Genomic DNA, 22,010 nt, shown 5'->3' on the forward strand with positions numbered 1-22,010 from the left:
ACGGAACTTAAAGTAAATGCACTGCGTTAATGCCCGTGAAACTCAATACAAGTAGTTATTTGTAGGCTAATTCACACAACATTAAAGCCAACTTCCTACTCAATAAAACATTGTAGATGTCAGTTAGTGTGAACTATAACTGTAATACGTTATTACAAGTTACCGCTGCCTTGAAGTTAATTGGCGTCATCACGCGTTGCCTATCATCTTTAGTGACTGTGCTAACAAGGAGTAAGGATGTTGCGTTCCCTGAGCCCTCCCGCCACAAGTCGACCCTATAGCGAAGTTTGCCAACCACATGAAGTGCCACAGTCGGCGGCTTCAACGGCTGACTTGGTGTGCGCTCGCATGGAGGCTGGCCAGTTGCGTTTTTCAAGCCAGGAAGATCGGCATCAGGCTTTCTCCACCGGTGTATTTCTGCTGCACATTCCCGATGATCTGGATGTGGGTGCCGCCGATCAGTTTGCCAATGAGTTTTATCGGGGTGACGCCAGCCTGTATGGAGGGTTCAAGGCGTTAACCTCTGGCTCATTTGACGATGGCTTGCTGGGGTTTCACCGGTGGGTCGATCAGATTGAGCAATTCTTGCTTGAGCGCAGATTCTGGGGCAGTCATTACCCCGTCGAAATTGCGCTTATCGGCGAGCAAATGACCGCTTTGTCACAGCAAATAGTCTGTGCCGCGCTGGAGTTTGCGGGTATCCCGCCTTCAGTCTGGCTACGGGGTAGCGGCAGCTGTTCTCACGCCGAAGGCGCCTATCACCTGACGTTCAATCATTACCGCACTCAGCTGGACGCGGTGGGTTTGAGTGCTCACAAGGATGATGGCTTTCTGACAATTTTACGCACCACCCGTCAGGGCCTTGAAGTGAATCGATGTGACCGCTGGGAACGCGTAGACGCTGCACCAGATCTGTTCGTGATTAACTTTGGCTTATCAATGGAAATCCTGACGGCCCGCTGCCCGTCACCGGTATCGGCTATTTTGCATCGGGTCTCGCAACAAACCGAGGATCGAACCAGCTTTGGTCATTTCAGCTCGAGCAACTTTATAGAGCGTGATCAAGGCTGCTTTACGTATTGTCCTGAACAAGGCCTGCAACGGGCACTCGGTAAACCGGCACTGTTACAGGCTCACAGCCGCGAATATTGCTCGCACATTCTTTATTCGGGCTGTTCTCGAGATGAAACAGCCTGATTGGCACTTGCCCAAGGGCAATAACAGCCTACCGCCAGAGTATGCGTGGCGTTTGCCGGGCGGCCTTGGCTTAGGGCTTGCAAAACAGGTTCGACAAAGCTGTTGCTCGCGTTGCAGGTAGCCCCTTCACTGTAAGGCCCGATGTAAGCCAATTTACCGCTGCGGTCCCAGATCGCGATGGCCGGACTGGCGCTCAAGTGTTCTGCGCCGTGGACATTGGTCAAAGGTTTGAGGGCACCCAGGCTGATGGGCAATTGGCCGTGTGTGCCGGGTCTTTGAACGGCGTAGAACTCGATGCCTTGTGGCGCATAGTGGGCGATCAGCTCGCTCAAGTGCTGGTAGTTGCCCACATTGCACGGGCAACCCGGGTCCCAGAAGTGCACGACGCGAATGGCGCCCGACCCTGACAATTCGGCAGGTAAACGCAGCGTGCCCCCGTCGAACAGCACTGCTTGATCACTGAACGTGCGAATGTAACGGCCTTGAAACCAGTCGTAAGCCCACCATAACCCCACAGCGCATAACAGCGTCAGCAGACAGGCCAGAAGGTTTTTTAACGTGAGCACAGGCATGCAATCGGGTCCTCGAAGGACGCGTAGCTTGCCATGCTTGAGCCGACAGATGAATATCGTCGGTCTATAAAGCCTGTTTGGAAATCGCTATGTCCCCCCCGTTTTCTCCCGATGGCTTGCGCGCCAGCTTGCAACCCTTGAGCGCAGGCCAGCCACTGTCGAGCGATGGTTTGGCGTACCAGCATTTTTACGGACTGGATTTTGCCCAACGACCCGCACCTGTGCGTCGGCAATTGGGACGCTTCAGTGCAGCAGGATACGACGTGGTCAGCCAGGTCTGGTGGCCTGAACGTGCGGTAGCGACGCTCTTTGTGATCCACGGTTTTTACGACCACATGGGCTTGTACCGGCATGTCATTGAGTGGGGGTTGAACCACGGCTTCGCGGTGATTGCCTGTGACTTGCCGGGGCATGGTTTGTCGAGTGGCGAGCGCGCCAGTATTGATGATTTCGCGCAGTATCAAGCGGTGCTGCAGGGTTTGTTTATCGAGGCACAAACACTGGCGCTACCCAAGCCCTGGCATCTGTGTGGCCAGAGTACGGGGGGCGCCATTGTGCTGGACCATGTACTGCGCAATGGCGATTCAAGCCCGGCTCAGGGGCAGGTGGTCTTGTTGTCGCCATTGGTCAGGCCCAAGGACTGGAACTGGTCGAAATTCAGTTATTACCTGCTTAGACCTTTCGTCAAAGGGATCGCCCGGCGCTTCAGCGAGAATTCCAATGACCCCGACTTTCTGCCCTTTCTGAAAGCCGACCCCTTGCAGCCGTTGCGCCTGCCAACCGCGTGGGTAGGGGCATTGGCGCGCTGGATACCGCGTATCGAAAACGCACCGCCCTGCACCCGTCAACCTATCGTCATTCAGGGCTCGGCCGACAAAACCGTCGATTGGCAACATAACCTTGAAGTGTTGAACGCCAAGTTCAATCAGCCGCAGGTGATGGTGCTGCCAAATGCGCGGCATCATTTAGCGAATGAGACGGCTGAAATACGCGAGCACTATTTTGCGTTTCTGGACCGTTTTTTTTGAGCTGAGCCGAAGGCGCAGAACCCTGCTGAGTACTAGGTTTCATGAGTACTCAGCAGAGCCTGATTGACGCTTGTCGGGCGGGGCTTCAATCCTTCTTGAGGACTTTGGCCAAGACAATTTTCGGGCCTTTCATCTTTTTGATGATGATGCGCAGGCCTTCCACTTCAAGGGTTTCTTCTTCTTCGGGCACCCGCTTCAAGGTGTCGTAGATGAGGCCGGCGATGGTTTCGGCCTCTACGTGGTCAAGGTCAACGCCCAGCAAGCGCTCGATCTTGAACAATGGCGTGTCACCGCGCACCAGCAGCTTGCCCGGCTGGTACGAAAGAATGCCGCGCTCGGCTTTGCGGTGTTCGTCTTGAATATCGCCGACCAATACTTCCAGCACGTCTTCCATCGTCAGGTAGCCGACCACTTTGCCATCCGCCTCTTCGACCAGTGCAAAGTGCGCGCCACCCTTACGAAAGCGTTCGAGCAACTGCGACAGCGGCATATGACGCGACACGCGCTCCAGAGGGCGGGTCAGCTCTTCAAGATTGAAGGTCTCGGGCAAGTGATCGAGGTCGGCCAGTTCCAGCAACAGGTCTTTGATGTGCAGCAACCCGAGGAACGTGTTGGTTTCAGCATCGTAGACCGGGTAACGACTGAATTTGTGACGACGAAACATCGCCAGAATTTCTTTCAGCGGTGCTTTGGAGTCCAGGGTCACCAGGTCTTCACGGGAGTTAGCCCAGTCGACCACTTCCAGCTCACCCATCTCGACCGCCGAGGCCAGTACGCGCATGCCTTGGTCGCTGGGGTCCTGACCACGGCTGGAGTGCAGAATCAGCTTAAGTTCTTCACGGCTGTAAGCGTGGTCATGATGCGCACCCGGCTCACCCTGCCCTGCAATCCGCAAAATGGCATTGGCACTGGCGTTGAGCAAATAAATGGCCGGGTACATCGCCCAGTAGAAGAGGTACAGCGGCACGGCGGTCCACAGCGACAACGTCTCGGGTTTGCGGATGGCCCAGGATTTTGGCGCCAGCTCGCCCACCACGATATGCAGGTACGAAATGACGAAGAAGGCGGCAAAGAACGACACGCCTTTAATCACTTCGGGCGATTCGACACCGATGGCGCCCAACAGCGGCTCCAAAATATGGGCGAACGCCGGCTCACCGACCCAGCCCAAGCCCAGCGATGCCAACGTAATGCCCAGCTGGCAGGCCGACAGATAGGCGTCGAGCTGGTTGTGAACAATGCGCAGGATCCGGCCGCTCCAGCCGTTAACGTCGGCAATGGACTCGACCCGTGTGGCGCGCAATTTGACCATGGAGAATTCAGCGGCAACGAAAAATCCGTTGAGCAGAACCAGGATCAGAGCAAAAAGAATCATGCCGAAGTCGGCAAAGAGTGAGGCGAGGGTCAAACCAGGGGAAGGGTCCATGATGGAGTTTTACGGGTTCCGTATTTCGAGAAAAGAAGGGGTTCAGGTCTGTTAATCAGACAGATGTAACGCAATGTAGCGGCAGATGCGGCCCTTGCCTAGTGGGCAAAAGCCGCAGGGGCTTAGTCATTGGCACTCGCAAGAGTAGGCCTGGCCACCTGCGAGGCAGCGAAATGGCAGGTAAATGTGCTGCCATGCCCCAGCACGCTGCTGATTTCGAGACGCGCGCGATGGCGCAGCAAAACATGTTTGACGATGGCCAGGCCCAAGCCGGTGCCGCCCGTGCTGGCATTGCGGCTGGAGTCCACGCGGTAGAAACGCTCAGTAAGACGCGGCAGGTGTTTGTTGTCGATGCCGACACCGGAGTCCTGAACACTGAGGTGCGCGCCCGATGCATCGGCCCACCAGCGGATCTGAATGCTGCCACCGTCCGGGGTGTATTTGACCGCGTTGAAGATCAGGTTGGAGAACGCACTGCGCAGCTCGGATTCACTGCCCTTGAGGGCGGCATCACTTTCAACGTCCAGCGTGATGGTCTGGTTACGCTCCCCGGACAAGGCTTTCGCATCGCCCTTGATCGACTGCAACAAAGCGTCGATGGCCACCGGTTGGTTATCGGACGGGTAGTCCGTGGCCTCAAGCTTGGCCAGTAACAGCAAGTCGTTGAGCAAGGTCTGCATGCGCTCGCCCTGTTGCTGCATTTGCGACAGCGGGCGTTTCCAGCGCGGGTTCACATCATCAACGTTATCGAGCAAGGTTTCGAGGTAGCCGCAGATCACCGTCAGGGGTGTGCGCAACTCATGGGAGACATTGGCGATAAAGTCTTTACGCATTTGTTCAAGCTGGTGCAGACGGGTGACATCGCGCACCAGCATCAAATGTTCATTGTTGCCGTAGCGCGTGATGTAGAGCTGGATATGCAGGTGGTCGTTGACTGGCGAGGGAATGTCCAGTGGCTCGAGGTAGTTACCTGCTTCAAAATATTCCTTGAAGCGTGGGTGACGCACCAGATTGCAGACGGGCTGGCCGCTGTCCTGAGGGGTCTTGAGCCCCAGCAGGGTCTCTGCGGCGCGGTTCCACCATTCAAGGTTGCCGTCACTGTCGAGCATCACCACGGCGTCCTTGAGTGCAGCCGTCGATTCTTGTACTCGATCGATGACCGCTTGCAGACGCCCGCGTGCGCGTTGGTCGCGACGTTGCAGGTGGTAGATGCTGTCAAACACTTCCCCCCACAGGCCGTAGCCGTCCGGAGGCGGTTCATCAGGTTTGTGCTGGCGCAGCCAGTGGTGCAAGCGCAGTAACTGCTTGAGGGTCCAGCCCAGATAAAGTGCCAGCCCCACAGCCAGGCTTAGTCCGTAATAGCCACTGACAAGCCCGATCAACAGGCACCCGCCGATCAGAAGCACTAAATGACGAATCAGCGTGCTATGCCATTTTTGATTCAAGATCATACGTCCCGTTATGAGCTTCTCATTGCAAGCCTACAGCGCAGCCGCATCAGGCTTGGCGCTGGCAAAAATGGCTGGCAGCTTATGTCAGGCTTTGGTGGAAAACCGGTAACCGGTGCCGCGCACGGTTTGTACCAGATTTTCATAGGCCTCGCCGAGTGCCTTGCGCAGGCGGCGGATGTGAACGTCTACCGTACGCTCCTCAACGTACACGTTACCGCCCCATACCTGATCAAGTAATTGACCACGGGTGTAGGCGCGTTCCTGATGGGTCATGAAGAACTGCAACAGGCGGTATTCGGTGGGGCCCATTTCGGCCGGAGTGCCGTCTATGGTCACGCGATGGCTGATGGGATCGAGCAGCAAGCCGCCGATTTCGATAGGTGATTCGGTGTCGGCCGGCCCGGCACGGCGCAGCACAGCCTTAAGGCGGGCGACCAGTTCACGGGGTGAGAAGGGTTTGGTGATGTAGTCATCAGCGCCCACTTCAAGGCCCTGGATTTTATTATCTTCTTCGCCTTTGGCCGTCAGCATGATGATCGGAATATCGTTGGTCAGCTCTTCACGTTTGAGGCGGCGGGCCAGCTCGATGCCCGATGTACCGCCGGGGAGCATCCAGTCGAGGAGGATCAGATCGGGCTTGCGATCAACGATGATGGCGTGGGCGTCTTGAGCATTGTCGGCTTCAAGGCAGTCATAGCCTGCCATTTCCAGTGCCACCGCGATCATCTCGCGGATGGGTGCCTCGTCATCAACGATCAAAATGCTCCTGCCAGCCATGCCTTATTCCTCTTGTCATTTAACTGTCTTGTGGCGCATTAGATAACGCAATTATTGCAGTTGTGTGACAGGTTTGCCGGTCAAGGGACCGGCGACACCAAACTCCCACACCAGGCATTGCCTAAAACGCTATTCTGTCTTGGATTTTTCCCACGCAGAATGTGAACCGCCCCATGCCGAACTGGAACCATTACGTACAGCGCGTCCTTGAACTGATGAAGCGCTATCCAGGGCTGATCGCGGTGTTCGGCTTTATCTCGGGCGTGGGCAGTTTTATTCTGGTAGACCGTCAGCAAGGCATGGCCCGCTGGATCGCAGTCATCCTTCTGGTGAGCTGGGTATGGCTCATGCTGGAGAACACCTTCACGCAATTGTTCGCTCGGGTGTTCAAGCGCGAAATCCCGCCGCCCCTGCTGCGCTATGCCACACAGATGATCCATCAGGAAAGTCTGTTTTTCGTCTTGCCGTTTTTCTTCATCACCACAACCTGGAACAGCGGCCAACTGGTCTTTACCGGACTGCTCGGTGCCAGCGCACTGGTCACCATTACCGACCCTCTGTATTACCGATGGCTGGCTCCCCGGCGTTGGCTGTTTTTGGCGCTGCATACGCTGGCCCTGTTTGCGGCGCTGCTGACAGCCCTGCCGATCATCCTCAACCTGACCACCTCCGAGAGCTACAAATTGGCTTTGGGGGCCGCAGTGCTGCTTTCAATCCCCAGTTTGGCGGTGAGTTTGCCCCTTAAAACCTGGCGCGGCTGGCTGGTACTGCCTTTGATCGTATTGGCGCTGGGCAGCACCGGCTGGCTGCTACGCTCCTGGGTGCCGCCCGCCACGCTGTGGATGACCGAAGTGGCCGTGACCACGCAACTGCAAGACCGCACACCGGGTGAAAGCCTTAAGCAGATCAGCGTGAGTGAGCTACGCAGTCGCGGGTTGTACGCCTACACCTCGATCAATGCGCCGCGGGGCCTGAATGAGCGGATTTACCATGTGTGGAAGCTCAATGGCCAGGAAGTCGACCGCATTGCGCTGGATATTCATGGCGGACGCAAAGAAGGCTATCGCGCCTGGACCCATAAACAGAACTTCCCGCCTAACCCGGTGGGTCGTTGGCAAGTGCGCGTGCTGACAGAAGACGGGCAAATGATTGGCGTTTTGCGTTTCCGGGTTAACCCAGATCAACCGGCAGGGGCAGATGTTCAGGCACACTGAGGCACTTTTCCGAGACTGTGCTATTACATAGAGTCTGCGTTTACGCGTATTGAGCATGGAGCTGACGACCATTACAGCCACGGCGGGCACTGCCCAACTAGACACCTCAAGCAAACCGGCGCGGCTGCGACTCAGCGGCGACTGGACGCTTGCTCACTACACCCACCTCAAACAGCAAACCGAGCAACTCGCTGGCCAATACGATGCCCAGACGTCGATTGATCTGGATGAAGTCTCGAACATCGACACCGCCGGGGCCTCATTACTGGTTGAGTTGCTGGGTGCTGAGCGCGTCAGTCAATTGACCGAGACCGCACAGACACTTCCCGCTGCCGATCGGGCCCTGCTGCAAACGGTCTACTCATCCATGCGCGACTTTTGCGTGCCGGTCAAAACGGTTCAGCAGAATGTCATTACCCAGTTGTTGTGCCGCATTGGCAGCGCCGTCTACAAGCTTTGGCAAGACACGCTGCAACTGCTGGGCTTTATCGGTCTGATCCTGCAAACCCTGGCGCGCAATCTGCTTCGACCCACGCAGTGGCGCATCACACCCGTGGTCGCGCACATTGAACAAATAGGGCTCAACGCTGCGCCAATTGTCATGCTGCTGACCTTCATGGTGGGCGCCGTGGTGGCCTTTCTGGGGGCTACGGTGCTGGCCAACTTTGGTGCCGGCATCTTTACCGTCGACCTGGTGGCGTTTTCCTTCTTGCGCGAATTTGGCGTATTGCTCACCGCCATCCTGCTGGCAGGCCGCACAGCCAGCGCCTTTACGGCACAAATCGGCTCGATGAAAGCCAATGAAGAAATTGATGCGATCCGCACCCTGGGCCTGGACCCCATGGATCTGCTGGTATTGCCCAGAGTGCTGGCGCTGTTGATTGCCCTGCCCTTGCTGACCTTTCTGGCCATGATGGCGGGCATCATCGGCGGCGCCGTGGTCTGTGTGGTCTCGCTGGGCATCTCGCCCGACATGTTTATTTCAATGTTGCACTCCGACATCAGCGTCAAAAACTTTCTGGTCGGCATGGTCAAGGCACCGTTTTTCGCCTTTCTGATCGCGGCAGTGGGGTGCCTTGAAGGCTTTAAAGTCAGCGGCAGCGCTGAGTCGGTGGGCGAACACACGACGTCCAGCGTGGTGCAATCGATCTTTATCGTGATCGTGCTCGACGCGGTAGCGGCGCTGTTCTTTATGGAGATGGGCTGGTGAAAAGTCCAACGCGAACGCCCGGCGAGGCGGTGATCGAGGTTCGAGACCTGTGCAATCGCTTTGGCACCCAAAGCGTGCACGAGCATCTGGACCTTGATGTGTACAAAGGGGAAATTTTGGGGGTGGTGGGCGGTTCGGGTACCGGCAAATCGGTATTGCTGCGCAGTATTGTCGGTCTGCGGCGGCCCAATGAAGGGCAAGTGCGCGTGTTCGGGCAAGACCTGATGAGCCTGCCCGAAGAACAGCGCTCCAAGCTTGAGCGACGTTTCGGCGTGTTATTCCAGATGGGCGCGTTGTTTTCATCGCTGACCGTGACCGAGAACATCGCCCTGCCCTTGATCGAGCATGCCGGTTTGAGCCGCCCTGACGCCGAACACTTGGCGCTGGTCAAATTGGCCTTGGCCGGGTTGCCGCTGGTGGCGGCCAATAAATACCCGTCCGAACTGTCCGGCGGGATGATCAAGCGTGCAGCCTTGGCCCGAGCGCTGGCGCTGGACCCGGACATCCTGTTTCTCGATGAACCTACGGCCGGTCTGGACCCGATTGGCGCGGCGGCCTTTGACCAACTGATTTTAACCCTGCGTGATGCGCTGGGTTTGAGCGTGTTTCTGGTCACTCACGACCTCGACACGCTGTACACCATCACTGACCGGGTGGCGGTGTTGTCACAGAAAAAAGTGTTGGTGGCAGCACCGATCAGCGAGGTCGAGAACTTCGACGACCCGTGGATTCATGAGTATTTCCATGGCCCTCGTGGCCGCGCCGCCTATGAAGCGGCAACCCAGCGCAAGGAGCATTAACATGGAGACCCGCGCCCATCATGTACTGATTGGCTTGTTCACCGTTCTGGTCGTGGTGGGCGGCATGCTGTTTGGCCTGTGGTTGGCCAAGTCGAGCATGGACAACACCTTCAAGGACTACGAAGTGGTGTTCAACGAGGCTGTCAGTGGCTTGTCCAAAGGCAGTTCGGTGCAATACAACGGCATCAAGGTGGGCGACGTCATTGAGTTACGCCTCGACGACAAAGACCCGCGCCGAGTGCTGGCATTGATTCGCCTGGCCGCCAATACGCCCGTCAAGGTCGACACCAAAGCTAAATTGGCACTGACCGGTGTGACGGGGACCTCGATCATCCAGCTCAGCGGTGGCGACCCCAACAGTCCTGCCCTCAAGGGGAAGGACGGGAAATTGCCGGTGATTGTTGCCTCGCCCTCGCCCATTGCCCGCTTGCTCACCGATGGCACCGACGTGATTTCCAACGTCAATATGTTGCTGCATAACGCCAACAAACTGTTCTCGCCTGAAAACGTCGACAGCTTTGGTAAAACGCTGAGTAATCTTGAACAGACGACGACGGCCATTTCGAGCCAGCGCGGCGATATTGTCCAAACACTCAAGCAACTGTCTCAAGTCGGCAAGCAGGCCACGGCAGCGCTGGAGCAGACCACCACGCTGATGCGCAACGCCAATGGCATTTTGAATACTCAGGGCCAACAGATGTTCAGCGACGCGGGTCAGGCGATGAAATCGCTGGAGCAAAGCACCCAGACCATCAATGCGCTGATCAACCACAACGAGGATTCGCTCAACAATGGCATGCAAGGGCTTAACCAGCTTGGCCCCGCGGTCAATGAATTGCGCGAAACGCTGAGTACGTTGCGCTCGATATCGCGGCGACTGGAAGCCAATCCCAGCGGTTTCTTGCTGAACCGCGAACAGACCAAGGAATTCACGCCATGATTCGTCCCTATCGCCTTGCTGGTTCAATCTGTGTGGCTTTAGGCCTGGGCTTGCTCAGCGCTTGTTCGATTTTGCCCAAGCCCGAGCTGGTCGACCAATACATGCTGCCCAGCGCTCAAGCGCCCGCTGCCAGCCGAAGCGGCGCAGTCAATTGGTCGCTGCGGCTCGACAAACCGATGGCCAGCCTTGCGCTGAACAACCAGAACATCGCCGTGGTACCGCAGAGCAATCTAGTCAGTTACTACAAGGGCGCACGCTGGAGCGACCCCGCACCGGCGCTGGTGCGCAATCGGTTGCTAGATGCCTTTTTGCAGGATGGTCGGATCAAAGGCCTGAGCACCGATGACAGCAATTTGCAGGCTGACTATGAGTTAGGCGGTGAATTACTGGCGTTCCAGACCCATTACAACGGCAACAACCCTGAAGTACTGATCCAATACAACGCACGGCTGGTGCGTACCAGTGACCAACGCGTGATCGGCTCCAGACGCTTTGATGTCCGTCAGCCATTGAATGACCCGAAAGTACCCAGCGTGGTGGCCGGGTTCGGCCAAGCCGCTGATGTGATGTCAGCGCAAGTGGTGCAGTGGGTGATACAGCAGGGACAGGGGCAAAAACCGCAATAACACATCGCAGGCAAGCCCGTGTGCGGGCCTGCCGCGTGCGCTTTACGGCTGGATCGCATCCCGGTCCAGCCATTTCTGAGACAAGGCAGCCAGCCGACCGTCTGCCTTGATCCGTTGCAATGCGTTGTTCAAGCTGGTCTGAAAAGCAGGATTGCCCTTTTGTAAGGGAATGGCCAGGGTGACAGTCGGCTGTGACTGGGTGTGGCTGTAAGGTTCGGTGAAATCGAACCGATCCTCAACTTCAGGGCCCCTGACGACAGGGGTGATCGCCACGTCGTACTTGCCACTTTCAACACCAGACAGCAGGTCAGCGGTATCAGTGGGCAACAGTGAAGGTTTAACCTCCAGTTCCTTGGCCAGTAACTCGCCCAGCTCCACGTCGAATCCACTCAGCCGGCCGTCTTGTTTGAAGCTGAAAGGGGGTAAGTCAGCGCTCAGGGCAATACGCAATTCGCCCCTATCGTTCACCTCGTCAATCAATTCTGCGTGAGCAAATGGGCTCGCCAGCGGCAATAAAAGCATCAGTCCCGGCCAAAAACGCATGGTCACTCCTTTGAATGTGATGCAAGCGATTCGCAATGGGCGTGCGCTTTGCTTTATGTTGTTCGAATGCGGCGTTGGACAGCGCTATGCCAAAAAGTTGTCTTGCCCCCCAAGCATTTCGCAAAAAACCGGAGAAATAAATGAAAGCTCTACTGTCTCGTGTTGCGCTGGCTTCTATGTTGATGGGCGCCTCGGTCATGGCCACTGCGGCTGGCCTTGAATCCGAGCCGGCTCCCAAAGGCGCCAAAGTGTTTATCATCGAGCCTAAAGACGGTGCGACCGTTGATCAAACCTTCACGGTCAAGTTCGGCATCGAAGGCATGCCTTTGGCACCGATCACCGAAGCCACTCCGCACGCAGGCCATCACCATCTGCTGATTGACGTTAACCAATTGCCTGCCGAAAACGCACCTATCCCGGCAGACGCCAACCACATCCATTTCGGCAAGGCCCAAACCGAAACGCAAGTGACCCTGCCACCTGGCAAACACACCTTGCAGCTGGTGCTGGGTAACCAGGTTCATGTGTCTTTCAAGCCAAGCATCGTGTCGGAAAAAATCACGGTTAATGTGAAATAAAAAAAGGGAGCCCCGTTCGGGGCTCCCTTTTTTTATTCGAGCTGCAAGCGGCAAGCTATAAGCCGCAAGCAAAAGACGAACAATCCAGCTTTTGCTTTTAACTTGCCGCTACTTTAAAAAAGAACACGGCAACGAATAGTGCCGTTGATCTTTTGCAGCTTCTCTTGCGCCAGGTCCGAGGACTCAGCGTCGACGTCGATCACTACGTAGCCAACTTTCTCATTGGTTTGCAGGAACTGGCCGGAGATGTTGATACCGTTTTCGGCGAAGACCTTGTTGATCTCGCTCATCACACCCGGAATGTTTTCGTGGATGTGCAGCAAACGGTGCTTGCCAGGGTGAGCCGGCAGGGCCACTTCCGGGAAGTTCACGGACGATACGGACGTACCGTTGTCGCTGTACTTGACCAGTTTTTCTGCCACTTCCAGACCGATGTTGGCTTGCGCTTCGGCAGTGGAACCACCGATGTGCGGGGTCAGGATCACGTTGTCCAGACCACGCAGCGGGCTTTCGAACACGTCGTCGTTGGAACGCGGCTCAACCGGGAACACATCGATTGCCGCGCCGATCAGGTGCTTGTCCTTGATCGCATCAGCCAAGGCGTCCAGTTCAACCACGGTGCCACGGGCTGCGTTGATCAGAATGCCGCCCTTTTTAATGGCACGGATTTCTTTCTCGCCGATCATCCACTGAGTCGCTGCGGTTTCTGGCACGTGCAAGGTCACGATGTCGGACATGCCCAACAGTTCGTGCAGATTGCCGACCTGTGTCGCGTTGCCCAACGGCAGCTTGGTCACGGTGTCGTAGAAGAACACCTGCATACCCAAACCTTCAGCCAGAACAGACAACTGAGTGCCGATCGAACCGTAGCCGACGATACCCAGTTTTTTGCCCCGGATTTCGAAGGAGTTGGCGGCGCTTTTGATCCAGCCACCACGATGGCAGGATGCGTTCTTCTCAGGGATGCCACGCAGCAACAGGATCGCTTCAGCCAGCACCAACTCAGCCACCGAACGGGTGTTGGAGTAAGGGGCGTTGAAAACAGCGATACCGCGTTCGCGAGCAGCGTTGAGGTCGACCTGGTTGGTGCCAATGCAGAAACAACCAACAGCAACCAACTTCTTGGCGCAGTCGAACACTTCTTCGGTCAGCTGGGTACGAGAACGGATGCCGATAAAGTGGGCATCAGCGATCTTTTCCTTCAGCTGGGCTTCAGGCAAGGAGCTGGTGATGTACTCGATACTGGTATAACCAGCCGCTTTAAGTACTTCAACAGCCGATTGGTGGACGCCTTCCAAAAGAAGGAACTTGATCTTGCTCTTATCGAGAGAAGTCTTGCTCATCTGCGTAAACCTGTGTCCCAGAGAAAAATGGCAGGGAAGTGGACAGCCTGAGCTGACCTGACCGGCGAGAATCCTGCACCGAGAATCGTCTTACGGCTCGATTCTGCGCGGGGGCCGTATGCTAGCATAAGCGCCCCGCTAAACACCCATTCCTGCGACGTGAAGCGTTCTCAGGATGACCATGAATTGTTCGAGAGTTCTGTTGATGACCCATCCTGCCGTAATTGAAGAGCTTAAGACCCTGGTTGAACCTGGAAAGGTTTTGACCGACGCCGATTCCCTCAATGCGTATGGCAAGGATTGGACCAAGCATTTCGCCCCTGCGCCCGTGGCTATCGTGTTCCCCAAAACCACTGAGCAAGTGCAAGCCATCGTGCTGTGGGCCAACGCCCATAGCGTGGCACTGGTGCCTTCGGGCGGGCGCACGGGTTTGTCCGCTGCGGCGGTGGCGGCCAATGGCGAAGTGGTGGTGTCGTTCGATTACATGAACCAAGTGCTGGACATCAACCTGACCGACCGCACCGTGGTGTGCCAGCCGGGTGTTGTGACCCAGCACCTGCAAAATCTGGCCGAAGAAAACGGCTTGTACTACCCGGTCGATTTCGCCTCGGCAGGTTCCAGCCAGATTGGCGGCAACATCGGCACCAATGCCGGTGGCATCAAGGTGATTCGCTACGGCATGACCCGCAACTGGGTGGCGGGCATGAAAGTCGTGACCGGCAAAGGCGACGTGCTGGAGCTCAATAAAGACCTGATCAAAAACGCCACGGGCTATGACATGCGCCAGCTGTTTATCGGCGCCGAAGGCACCTTGGGTTTTGTGGTTGAAGCCACCATGCGCCTGGATCGCGCGCCTAAAAATCTGACCGCGATGGTCTTGGGCACGGCTGACTTCGATTCCATCATGCCGGTATTGCACGCCTTCCAGAACAAGCTGGACCTGACGGCCTTCGAGTTCTTCTCAGACAAAGCGCTGGCCAAGGTCATGGCACGCGGTGATGTCCCTTCGCCCTTTGACACCGACTGCCCGTTCTACGCTCTGCTGGAATTTGAAGCGACCACTGAAGAAGTGGCCAATGCGGCGCTGGAAACGTTCGAGCACTGCATGGAAGAAGGTTGGGTACTCGATGGCGTGATGAGCCAGAGCGAGACCCAGCTGCAAAACCTGTGGAAACTGCGCGAGTACATCTCCGAAACCATTTCCCACTGGACGCCCTACAAGAACGACATTTCGGTGACCGTCTCGAAAGTCCCGGCGTTCTTGAAAGAAATTGACGCCATCGTCGGCGAACATTACCCGGATTTTGAAATCGTCTGGTTTGGTCATATTGGCGACGGCAACCTGCACCTGAACATCCTCAAGCCTGAAAATTTGAGCAAGGACGAGTTTTTCGCCAAATGCGCCACCGTGAACAAATGGGTATTTGAAACCGTCGAGAAGTACAACGGTTCAATCTCGGCTGAACATGGGGTGGGCATGACCAAACGTGATTACCTGACTTACAGCCGTTCGCCGGTAGAAATCGAATACATGAAAGCGCTCAAGGCGGTGTTCGACCCCAAGGGCATCATGAACCCCGGCAAGATTTTTGCCTTGTGAACAAGGCAGCTGCAAGTGACAAGCTTCAAGCAGCAAGCTAGAAGCGAGTCTGCTGCGGCCTCTCGATGTTCTCTTGAAGCTTACAACTTGAAGCTTGCAGCTACTCCAACGGAGATTCCCATGAGCTATCAGCACCAGTATGTCGACGGTACCCGGATTCACTTTCCTATCGGCAAGGTGGTTTGCATCGGGCGTAACTACGCCGAGCACGCCAAAGAGCTGGATAACCCGATTCCGACCGAACCCCTGCTGTTTATCAAGCCGGGCAGTTGTGTTGTCGCATTGGAGGGCGGTTTTGCCATTCCTCAAGATCGCGGCTCTGTGCATTACGAGGCCGAGATTGCGGTGCTGATCGGCAAGCCGCTGTCCAATAACCCAAGCGCTGAAGAAGTCCTGGACGCCATCTCCGGTTTCGCCCCCGGCCTGGACCTGACCCTGCGCGACAAGCAAACCGAGCTCAAAAGCAAAGGCTTGCCGTGGGAGGTCGCCAAATCCTTTGACGGGGCCTGTGTGCTCGCGCCTTTCGTACAGAGCAGCACCTTTGCTGACCTCACGGACATTGGTATTCGCCTGACCATCAACGGTGAAGTCCGTCAGGACGGTAACAGCGCCCTGATGCTGAACCCGATTGTGCCGATGATTCAGCACATGGCGTCGTGCTTCTCGCTGCAGGCCGGTGACGTGATCATGACCGGCACGCCGGTGGGGGTTGGCCCGTTGAATGTGGGCGATCAATTGATCCTTGAGTTGCCGGGCGCAAGCCGTTTTGAAGGCAGCGTGCGCTAATACGGGATTAAAGGCCTCCCCTTTCCATGATGGGAAAGGGTGAGTGCCGACCTGCCATAAACCTTCCATTTCGTATGGTCTGCTGCGCAAACGCTGGGTTAGACTCCTTGGTCCCTGCCAACCCGCCCAGTGAAGCTTTCCGATGCTCGAACAGTACGTTAAGAAAATCCTCACCTCGCGCGTTTATGACGTAGCCGTAGAAACGCCCCTGCAAGCTGCCAACCAGCTGACTGAGCGTCTGGGCAACCAGATTCTGCTCAAGCGCGAAGACTTGCAGCCGGTTTACTCGTTCAAGATTCGTGGCGCCTATAACAAGCTGATGCACCTGACCGACGCCGAGCGCGCCTGTGGTGTGGTCACAGCCTCGGCGGGTAACCATGCGCAAGGTCTGGCGCTGGCCGCCAAGGTACTGGGGGTCAAAGCCACCATCGTCATGCCTAAAACCACGCCCGAGATCAAGATTGAAGGCGTGCGCTCACGTGGCGGCATCGTGGTGTTGCACGGCGACTCATTCCCCGAGGCGCTGGCCTATTCGCTCCTGTTGGTCGAGCAAGAGGGCTACGTTTACGTACACCCCTACGATGACCCGCACACCATTGCCGGGCAGGGCACCGTGGCGATGGAAATCCTGCGCCAGCACCCAGCCCCTCTGGACGCCATCTTCGTGCCAGTGGGCGGCGGCGGACTGATTGCGGGTATTGCGGCGTATGTGAAATACCTGCGGCCTGACATCAAGATCATCGGCGTCGAACCCGATGACTCCAACTGCCTGCAAGCGGCAATGGCGGCGGGTGAGCGTGTGGTGTTGCCGACTGTAGGGATCTTTGCCGATGGCGTAGCCGTGGCGCAGATTGGCCAGCACACGTTCGATATTTGCAAAAACTATGTGGATGAAGTGATCACGGTCAGCACCGATGAGATCTGCGCCGCCATCAAGGACATCTTCGACGATACCCGCTCGATCACCGAACCTGCCGGCGCTTTGGGCGTTGCCGGGATCAAAAAGTACGTTGAGCAACGTGGCGTGCGCGGCCAGACCCTGGTCGCAATCGACTCAGGAGCCAACGTCAACTTCGATCGCTTGCGCCATGTGGCAGAGCGCGCCGAACTGGGGGAAGGCCGCGAAGCCATCATTGCCGTGACCATTCCTGAAGAACCGGGCAGCTTCAAGGCCTTCTGTCAGGCCATTGGCAAGCGTCAAATCACCGAGTTCAACTACCGTTACCACACGGGCAGTGAGGCGCACATTTTTGTCGGCGTGCAGACGCACCCGGTCACTGACCCGCGCAGTGCATTGCTGGGCAGTTTGACGGAGCAGGGTTTTCCGGTGGTTGATTTGACGGACAACGAACTGGCCAAGCTGCACATCCGGCATATGGTGGGTGGGCACGCGGCCAAGGTCAGCGACGAATTGTTGTTCCGCTTTGAGTTCCCTGAGCGGCCGGGCGCGCTGTTCAACTTCCTCAACAAGCTGGGTGGGCGCTGGAATATCTCCATGTTCCATTACCGCAATCATGGCGCAGCAGATGGTCGTGTAATGGCGGGCCTGCAAGTCCCGGCAGACGAGCGCCATCTGGTGCCGGCGGCGCTGGCTGATATCGGCTACCCGTATTGGGATGAAAGCGACAATCCGGCGTACCAGCTGTTTCTTGGCCGATAGCCGCTACGCTGATTGAAAGGCTCAAGGAATAATTCGCATGGAAACTTTCACCGCATTGAAGCTGCTGCACGGCGTCTCGACATTCCTGTTGTTTGTCAGCGCGCTTGCGTTATTGATTGTGATCATTCGGCGCTGGCGGGCGGGCGAAAAAAACCTCGCGGGCGGTGCTTTGCGGCGTCCGTGGGGGTTCGTGTGGGCTTTGATGGGGTTGTGCCTGCTGGCGTTGCCGGTCAGCGGCTGGTTTCTGGTGCACATGGCGGGTTGGCCGCTGAGTCAGCTGTGGTTGCTGGCCGGGAGTGTTTTGTACCTGCTGGGCGGCCTGAGCTGGCTGTGGCTGGTGGTACGGCTTAATCGCCTGCGACTGGGGCGCGTCGCGCGCCATCCGGCGTTTACGCTGGTATTGGCGGTGTTTTGTGCCCTGTGCTTTATCGCCATTGCCGGGTTGATGGGCGCGAAGCCGGTTTAAGCCTCTCCCTCACCCCAACCCTCTCCCAAAGGGAGAGGGGGGCTAACTCGGTGGCGTTGCGCCAATCTGCTTTCGCTTTTAGTCCCCCCTCCCTGCGGGAGAGGTGGCTTAAGTCGGTGGTGTTACGCCAATCTGCTGTCGCTTTTAGTCCCCTCTCCCTCCGGGAGAGGGTTAGGGTGAGGGGCTTTTGCGATTAATCGCGCAAGGAAATCACTGGCCAGCCGCGCTTAAGGGCTTCAGCCCGCAAGTTAGGATCCGGATCGACCGCCACCGGATGCGTCACTTGCTCCAGCAACGGCAGGTCGTTCAGCGAATCACTGTAAAAATAACTGTCTTCCAGACTGTGGCCGTTTTCAGCCATCCAGCGCGTGAGGCGAGTCACCTTGCCCTCGCGAAAACACGGCACATCCGTGACCTTGCCGGTGTAACGCCCCTCAATCATTTCGCATTCAGTGGCGATCAAATGTTCCACGCCCAGCTTCTGCGCAATCGGCGCCGTGACCACTCGATTGGTCGCAGTGATGATGACCAGCGTGTCACCCGCCTGTCGATGTTTCTCCAGCAAGGCAATGGCTTTGGGCAGCATCAGGCCTTCAACCCGGTCACGCATGAATTCACGGTGCCACTGATCCAGTTGAGCCCGATCAGTACGGCCAAAAATAGCCATGCTGAAATTGAGGTAAGCCTCGTTATCGAGCTGGCCGGCCAGGTAATCCTGATAAAACTCGTCGTTACGTGCCTTGTAGGCCGCACCGTCGAGAATGCCGCGCTCGCACAGGTAATCGCCCCATGCGTGGTCGCTGTCGCCGCCTAAAAGGGTGTTGTCCAAGTCGAATAAAGCCAGACGCATTGCAATTACCCGCGCACTTGTCAGTAGAAAGCCCACAAGAATACGGTCTTTTCATAAGAGTGCACATAAGGCAGGAAGGCGCGTTGCTGCTTTAACAAGCTTTGTGGAACAATGCGGCGACATGCGTTTGCGAGGTTGTTGCCGTGATCGACCCCGATGGTTTCCGCCCTAATGTCGGGATTATTCTGACAAATGATGCTGGTCAGGTACTTTGGGCTCGCCGAATCAATCAAGACGCGTGGCAGTTTCCACAGGGCGGTATCAACCCTGACGAAACGCCGGAAGACGCCTTGTACCGTGAGCTGAACGAAGAAGTTGGCCTTGAACGCGAAGATGTTGAAATACTCGCCTGTACGCGAGGCTGGTTGCGTTATCGTTTGCCGCAACGTCTGGTCCGTACCCACAGCCAACCGCTGTGCATCGGCCAGAAACAGAAGTGGTTTTTGCTGCGCCTGGTCTCTAACGAGCAACGGGTGCGGATGGATTTGACCGGTAAACCGGAATTCGATGGCTGGCGCTGGGTCAGTTATTGGTATCCGTTGGGCCAGGTGGTGACATTCAAGCGCGAGGTTTACCGTCGCGCTCTCAAAGAGCTTGCCCCGCGCCTTTTAACGCGCGCCTGACACGGAGTTCGACCCCGAGCCATGCTCAATACGCTGCGCAAGATCGTCCAGGAAGTTAACTCCGCCAAGGATCTCAAGGCGGCGTTGGGCATTATTGTGCTGCGCGTCAAAGAGGCGATGGGCAGCCAGGTCTGCTCGGTCTACTTGCTTGACCCGGAGACCAATCGCTTCGTACTGATGGCCACCGAGGGCTTGAACAAGCGCTCGATCGGCAAAGTCAGCATGGCGCCCAACGAAGGCCTGGTCGGCCTGGTGGGCACCCGCGAAGAACCTCTGAACCTCGAAAACGCCGCCGATCACCCGCGCTATCGCTACTTTGCTGAAACCGGCGAAGAGCGCTACGCCTCCTTTCTGGGCGCACCGATCATCCACCACCGCCGTGTAGTCGGGGTGTTGGTCATCCAGCAAAAAGAACGCCGCCAGTTCGATGAGGGTGAAGAAGCCTTCCTCGTGACCATGAGCGCACAGCTGGCCGGGGTTATCGCCCATGCTGAAGCGACGGGGTCGATTCGCGGGCTTGGGCGCCAGGGCAAGGGCATACAAGAGGCCAAGTTCGTCGGTGTACCGGGTTCACCCGGCGCGGCAGTCGGTACGGCGGTGGTCATGCTGCCACCCGCCGATCTGGACGTCGTGCCGGATAAAGCCATTACCGACATTCCGGCTGAAATCGCCCTGTTCAAAACGGCCCTCGAAGGCGTGCGCAGCGACATGCGCGCGGTGTCGAAAAAACTCGCCACTCAGTTGCGACCCGAAGAACAGGCGCTGTTCGACGTGTACCTGATGATGCTCGACGACGCCTCGCTGGGCAGCGAAGTCAAAAATGTGATCAAGACCGGCCAGTGGGCACAAGGTGCGCTGCGCCAAGTGGTCACGGACCACGTTAACCGCTTTGAATTGATGGACGACGACTACCTGCGTGAGCGGGCGTCGGACGTACGTGATCTCGGGCGCCGTCTGCTGGCCTATTTGCAACATGATCGCCAGCAATCCATGGTGTACCCCGACAACACCATTCTGGTCAGCGAAGAACTGACCGCAACCATGCTCGGCGAAGTGCCTGAAGGCAAGCTGGTCGGTCTGGTATCCGTATTGGGCTCGGGCAACTCCCACGTGGCGATTCTGGCCCGGGCCATGGGCATTCCCACGGTTATGGGTCTGGTCGACCTGCCGTATTCCAGGGTCGACGGCATTCAGATGATCGTCGACGGCTATCACGGCGAGGTCTACACCAACCCCAGCGACGTGCTGCGCAAACAGTACGCCGAGGTGGTCGAGGAAGAGCGTCAGTTGTCCCAGGGTCTCGATGCCTTGCGCGAGTTGCCCTGCATCACCCCGGACGGCCATCGCATGCCGCTGTGGGTCAACACCGGCCTGCTGGCCGATGTGGCCCGGGCGCAGCAGCGAGGCGCCGAAGGCGTAGGTCTGTACCGCACCGAAGTGCCGTTCATGATCAATCAGCGCTTTCCGAGCGAAAAGGAGCAGTTGGCGATTTATCGCGAACAACTCGCCGCCTTCCATCCGCAACCGGTGACCATGCGCAGCCTGGACATTGGCGGCGACAAGTCACTGTCGTATTTTCCGATCAAGGAAGACAACCCGTTCCTGGGCTGGCGCGGCATTCGCGTGACCCTCGACCACCCCGAAATTTTCCTGGTCCAGGCCCGGGCCATGCTCAAGGCCAGTGAAGGCCTGAACAACCTGCGCATCTTGCTACCGATGATTTCTGGCACCCACGAACTCGAAGAAGCCCTGCACTTGCTGCACCGTGCCTGGGGCGAAGTGCGTGACGAAGGCACCGATGTACCGATGCCGCCGATAGGCGTGATGATTGAAATCCCGGCTGCGGTTTACCAGACCAAAGAACTGGCGCGCCAAGTGGATTTTCTGTCGGTGGGCTCCAACGACCTGACCCAATACCTGCTGGCTGTCGACCGCAATAACCCGCGAGTCGCCGATTTGTACGATTACCTGCACCCAGCCGTGCTGCAGGCCTTGCAATCGGTCGTGCGCGACGCCCATGCCGAAGGCAAGCCGGTGAGCATATGCGGCGAGATGGCCGGTGATCCGGCGGCCGCCATTTTGCTCATGGCAATGGGCTTTGACAGCCTGTCGATGAACGCCACCAACTTGCCAAAAGTGAAATGGATGCTGCGCCAGGTGAATTTGAGCCGGGCGAAAGAGTTGCTGGCCGAAGTCATGACCATCGACAACCCGCAGGTCATTCGCAGCACCGTGCAACTGGCTCTGAAAAACATGGGCCTGACCCGCATGATGAACCCGGCAGCCATCAAGCCTTATTGAAACGCGCCCTCTGTATGAC

21 protein-coding genes are annotated in these 22,010 nt (G+C 57.1%); 14 read left to right on the forward strand and 7 right to left on the reverse strand.

The window, feature by feature from the left end:
• Positions 1-237 precede the first annotated feature (237 nt).
• Positions 238-1,197, forward strand: a complete 960-nt coding sequence (locus tag ACI7MX_RS05210; RefSeq protein WP_405584375.1) for a 2OG-Fe(II) oxygenase family protein — start codon at positions 238-240, stop codon at positions 1,195-1,197.
• On the opposite strand, the gene ACI7MX_RS05215 is transcribed toward ACI7MX_RS05210, so the two are convergent.
• On the reverse strand, positions 1,164-1,769 hold the full coding sequence (locus ACI7MX_RS05215; RefSeq protein ID WP_405584372.1) for a DUF6436 domain-containing protein: 606 nt from the start codon (positions 1,767-1,769) through the stop codon (positions 1,164-1,166). The two genes, ACI7MX_RS05210 and ACI7MX_RS05215, sit on opposite strands and share 34 nt — an antisense overlap.
• A gap of 89 nt (positions 1,770-1,858) precedes the next feature.
• Between ACI7MX_RS05215 and ACI7MX_RS05220 the strand changes: the two genes are divergently transcribed.
• A complete protein-coding gene (locus ACI7MX_RS05220) occupies positions 1,859-2,797 on the forward strand; it encodes an alpha/beta hydrolase (RefSeq protein ID WP_314486730.1) in 939 nt (312 codons plus the stop codon).
• 85 nt (positions 2,798-2,882) lie between these two features.
• Here ACI7MX_RS05220 and ACI7MX_RS05225 read toward each other — a convergent pair whose 3' ends face one another.
• From ACI7MX_RS05225 to phoB, 3 genes are all read right to left on the reverse strand, one after another.
• Positions 2,883-4,223, reverse strand: coding sequence for a hemolysin family protein (locus tag ACI7MX_RS05225; RefSeq protein ID WP_122781942.1), 1,341 nt, complete (start codon positions 4,221-4,223; stop codon positions 2,883-2,885).
• A gap of 122 nt (positions 4,224-4,345) precedes the next feature.
• Positions 4,346-5,674 (reverse strand): phosphate regulon sensor histidine kinase PhoR, encoded by a 1,329-nt coding sequence (gene phoR, locus ACI7MX_RS05230; protein WP_405584368.1) that lies wholly within the window; start codon positions 5,672-5,674, stop codon positions 4,346-4,348.
• Between the two features lie 84 nt (positions 5,675-5,758).
• Positions 5,759-6,451 carry a phosphate regulon transcriptional regulator PhoB gene (gene phoB, locus ACI7MX_RS05235; protein ID WP_122781943.1) on the reverse strand — a complete coding sequence of 231 codons (693 nt, stop codon included), beginning with the start codon at positions 6,449-6,451 and terminating at the stop codon, positions 5,759-5,761.
• A 173-nt stretch (positions 6,452-6,624) separates the two neighbouring features.
• Between phoB and ACI7MX_RS05240 the strand changes: the two genes are divergently transcribed.
• Genes ACI7MX_RS05240 through ACI7MX_RS05260 form a run of 5 tightly spaced genes read left to right on the forward strand, consistent with a single transcriptional unit; the run spans position 6,625 to position 11,241 of the window.
• Positions 6,625-7,665, forward strand: a complete 1,041-nt coding sequence (locus tag ACI7MX_RS05240; protein WP_314486726.1) for a DUF5924 family protein — start codon at positions 6,625-6,627, stop codon at positions 7,663-7,665.
• 55 nt (positions 7,666-7,720) lie between these two features.
• Positions 7,721-8,875, forward strand: coding sequence for an MlaE family lipid ABC transporter permease subunit (locus ACI7MX_RS05245; RefSeq protein ID WP_314486725.1), 1,155 nt, complete (start codon positions 7,721-7,723; stop codon positions 8,873-8,875).
• Complete coding sequence (locus tag ACI7MX_RS05250; protein WP_272492548.1) at positions 8,869-9,675, forward strand: ABC transporter ATP-binding protein; 807 nt, start codon at positions 8,869-8,871, stop codon at positions 9,673-9,675. The genes ACI7MX_RS05245 and ACI7MX_RS05250 overlap by 7 nt, the downstream gene beginning before the upstream one ends.
• A gap of 1 nt (position 9,676) precedes the next feature.
• Complete coding sequence (locus ACI7MX_RS05255; RefSeq protein WP_314486723.1) at positions 9,677-10,615, forward strand: MlaD family protein; 939 nt, start codon at positions 9,677-9,679, stop codon at positions 10,613-10,615.
• The gene (locus ACI7MX_RS05260) at positions 10,612-11,241 is read left to right on the forward strand and encodes an ABC-type transport auxiliary lipoprotein family protein (protein ID WP_314486721.1); all 630 of its coding nucleotides are present in this window, start codon (positions 10,612-10,614) and stop codon (positions 11,239-11,241) included. The genes ACI7MX_RS05255 and ACI7MX_RS05260 overlap by 4 nt, the downstream gene beginning before the upstream one ends.
• A gap of 42 nt (positions 11,242-11,283) precedes the next feature.
• Here ACI7MX_RS05260 and ACI7MX_RS05265 read toward each other — a convergent pair whose 3' ends face one another.
• Entirely contained in the window at positions 11,284-11,784 is a 501-nt protein-coding gene (locus tag ACI7MX_RS05265; RefSeq protein ID WP_405584362.1) for a transporter substrate-binding domain-containing protein, read from the reverse strand.
• A gap of 140 nt (positions 11,785-11,924) precedes the next feature.
• Here ACI7MX_RS05265 and ACI7MX_RS05270 point away from each other — a divergent pair, with 140 nt between their 5' ends.
• On the forward strand, positions 11,925-12,362 hold the full coding sequence (locus tag ACI7MX_RS05270; RefSeq protein ID WP_405584359.1) for a DUF4399 domain-containing protein: 438 nt from the start codon (positions 11,925-11,927) through the stop codon (positions 12,360-12,362).
• A gap of 113 nt (positions 12,363-12,475) precedes the next feature.
• Here the strand turns inward: ACI7MX_RS05270 and serA are convergent, their stop codons facing one another.
• Complete coding sequence (serA, locus tag ACI7MX_RS05275) at positions 12,476-13,705, reverse strand: phosphoglycerate dehydrogenase (RefSeq protein ID WP_048381242.1); 1,230 nt, start codon at positions 13,703-13,705, stop codon at positions 12,476-12,478.
• A gap of 205 nt (positions 13,706-13,910) precedes the next feature.
• On the opposite strand from serA, the gene ACI7MX_RS05280 reads away from it, so the two are divergent.
• The 4 genes from ACI7MX_RS05280 (at position 13,911) to ACI7MX_RS05295 (ending at position 18,217) form a co-directional block, all read left to right on the forward strand.
• Positions 13,911-15,305 carry an FAD-binding oxidoreductase gene (locus ACI7MX_RS05280; RefSeq protein ID WP_405584355.1) on the forward strand — a complete coding sequence of 465 codons (1,395 nt, stop codon included), beginning with the start codon at positions 13,911-13,913 and terminating at the stop codon, positions 15,303-15,305.
• A 120-nt stretch (positions 15,306-15,425) separates the two neighbouring features.
• Positions 15,426-16,091 carry a fumarylacetoacetate hydrolase family protein gene (locus ACI7MX_RS05285; RefSeq protein ID WP_314486148.1) on the forward strand — a complete coding sequence of 222 codons (666 nt, stop codon included), beginning with the start codon at positions 15,426-15,428 and terminating at the stop codon, positions 16,089-16,091.
• Positions 16,092-16,233: 142 nt separating this feature from the next.
• Complete coding sequence (gene ilvA, locus ACI7MX_RS05290; RefSeq protein WP_405584352.1) at positions 16,234-17,751, forward strand: threonine ammonia-lyase, biosynthetic; 1,518 nt, start codon at positions 16,234-16,236, stop codon at positions 17,749-17,751.
• A 37-nt stretch (positions 17,752-17,788) separates the two neighbouring features.
• A complete protein-coding gene (locus ACI7MX_RS05295) occupies positions 17,789-18,217 on the forward strand; it encodes a DUF2269 family protein (protein WP_405584349.1) in 429 nt (142 codons plus the stop codon).
• 193 nt (positions 18,218-18,410) lie between these two features.
• On the opposite strand, the gene ACI7MX_RS05300 is transcribed toward ACI7MX_RS05295, so the two are convergent.
• On the reverse strand, positions 18,411-19,067 hold the full coding sequence (locus ACI7MX_RS05300) for an HAD family hydrolase (protein WP_405584346.1): 657 nt from the start codon (positions 19,065-19,067) through the stop codon (positions 18,411-18,413).
• 143 nt (positions 19,068-19,210) lie between these two features.
• Between ACI7MX_RS05300 and ACI7MX_RS05305 the strand changes: the two genes are divergently transcribed.
• Positions 19,211-19,690 (forward strand): RNA pyrophosphohydrolase, encoded by a 480-nt coding sequence (locus tag ACI7MX_RS05305; protein WP_019828104.1) that lies wholly within the window; start codon positions 19,211-19,213, stop codon positions 19,688-19,690.
• Between the two features lie 21 nt (positions 19,691-19,711).
• Positions 19,712-21,991 carry a phosphoenolpyruvate--protein phosphotransferase gene (gene ptsP / locus ACI7MX_RS05310; protein WP_405584342.1) on the forward strand — a complete coding sequence of 760 codons (2,280 nt, stop codon included), beginning with the start codon at positions 19,712-19,714 and terminating at the stop codon, positions 21,989-21,991.
• Positions 21,992-22,010 lie beyond the last annotated feature (19 nt).

Source organism: Pseudomonas sp. 2024-210 (genome assembly GCF_045062345.1).
Classification (GTDB): Bacteria; Pseudomonadota; Gammaproteobacteria; order Pseudomonadales; family Pseudomonadaceae; genus Aquipseudomonas.

Excerpts from the sequence above, each read along its gene's own strand:
- ACI7MX_RS05210 (WP_405584375.1), top strand. The coding sequence starts at position 238 with ATGTTGCGTTCCCTGAGCCCTCCCGCCACAAGTCGACCCTATAGCGAA.
- ACI7MX_RS05215 (WP_405584372.1), bottom strand. The coding sequence starts at position 1,769 with ATGCCTGTGCTCACGTTAAAAAACCTTCTGGCCTGTCTGCTGACGCTG.
- ACI7MX_RS05220 (WP_314486730.1), top strand. The coding sequence starts at position 1,859 with ATGTCCCCCCCGTTTTCTCCCGATGGCTTGCGCGCCAGCTTGCAACCC.
- ACI7MX_RS05225 (WP_122781942.1), bottom strand. The coding sequence starts at position 4,223 with ATGGACCCTTCCCCTGGTTTGACCCTCGCCTCACTCTTTGCCGACTTC.
- phoR (WP_405584368.1), bottom strand. The coding sequence starts at position 5,674 with ATGATCTTGAATCAAAAATGGCATAGCACGCTGATTCGTCATTTAGTG.
- phoB (WP_122781943.1), bottom strand. The coding sequence starts at position 6,451 with ATGGCTGGCAGGAGCATTTTGATCGTTGATGACGAGGCACCCATCCGC.
- ACI7MX_RS05240 (WP_314486726.1), top strand. The coding sequence starts at position 6,625 with ATGCCGAACTGGAACCATTACGTACAGCGCGTCCTTGAACTGATGAAG.
- ACI7MX_RS05245 (WP_314486725.1), top strand. The coding sequence starts at position 7,721 with ATGGAGCTGACGACCATTACAGCCACGGCGGGCACTGCCCAACTAGAC.
- ACI7MX_RS05255 (WP_314486723.1), top strand. The coding sequence starts at position 9,677 with ATGGAGACCCGCGCCCATCATGTACTGATTGGCTTGTTCACCGTTCTG.
- ACI7MX_RS05260 (WP_314486721.1), top strand. The coding sequence starts at position 10,612 with ATGATTCGTCCCTATCGCCTTGCTGGTTCAATCTGTGTGGCTTTAGGC.
- ACI7MX_RS05265 (WP_405584362.1), bottom strand. The coding sequence starts at position 11,784 with ATGCGTTTTTGGCCGGGACTGATGCTTTTATTGCCGCTGGCGAGCCCA.
- ACI7MX_RS05270 (WP_405584359.1), top strand. The coding sequence starts at position 11,925 with ATGAAAGCTCTACTGTCTCGTGTTGCGCTGGCTTCTATGTTGATGGGC.
- serA (WP_048381242.1), bottom strand. The coding sequence starts at position 13,705 with ATGAGCAAGACTTCTCTCGATAAGAGCAAGATCAAGTTCCTTCTTTTG.
- ACI7MX_RS05280 (WP_405584355.1), top strand. The coding sequence starts at position 13,911 with ATGACCCATCCTGCCGTAATTGAAGAGCTTAAGACCCTGGTTGAACCT.
- ACI7MX_RS05285 (WP_314486148.1), top strand. The coding sequence starts at position 15,426 with ATGAGCTATCAGCACCAGTATGTCGACGGTACCCGGATTCACTTTCCT.
- ilvA (WP_405584352.1), top strand. The coding sequence starts at position 16,234 with ATGCTCGAACAGTACGTTAAGAAAATCCTCACCTCGCGCGTTTATGAC.
- ACI7MX_RS05295 (WP_405584349.1), top strand. The coding sequence starts at position 17,789 with ATGGAAACTTTCACCGCATTGAAGCTGCTGCACGGCGTCTCGACATTC.
- ACI7MX_RS05300 (WP_405584346.1), bottom strand. The coding sequence starts at position 19,067 with ATGCGTCTGGCTTTATTCGACTTGGACAACACCCTTTTAGGCGGCGAC.
- ptsP (WP_405584342.1), top strand. The coding sequence starts at position 19,712 with ATGCTCAATACGCTGCGCAAGATCGTCCAGGAAGTTAACTCCGCCAAG.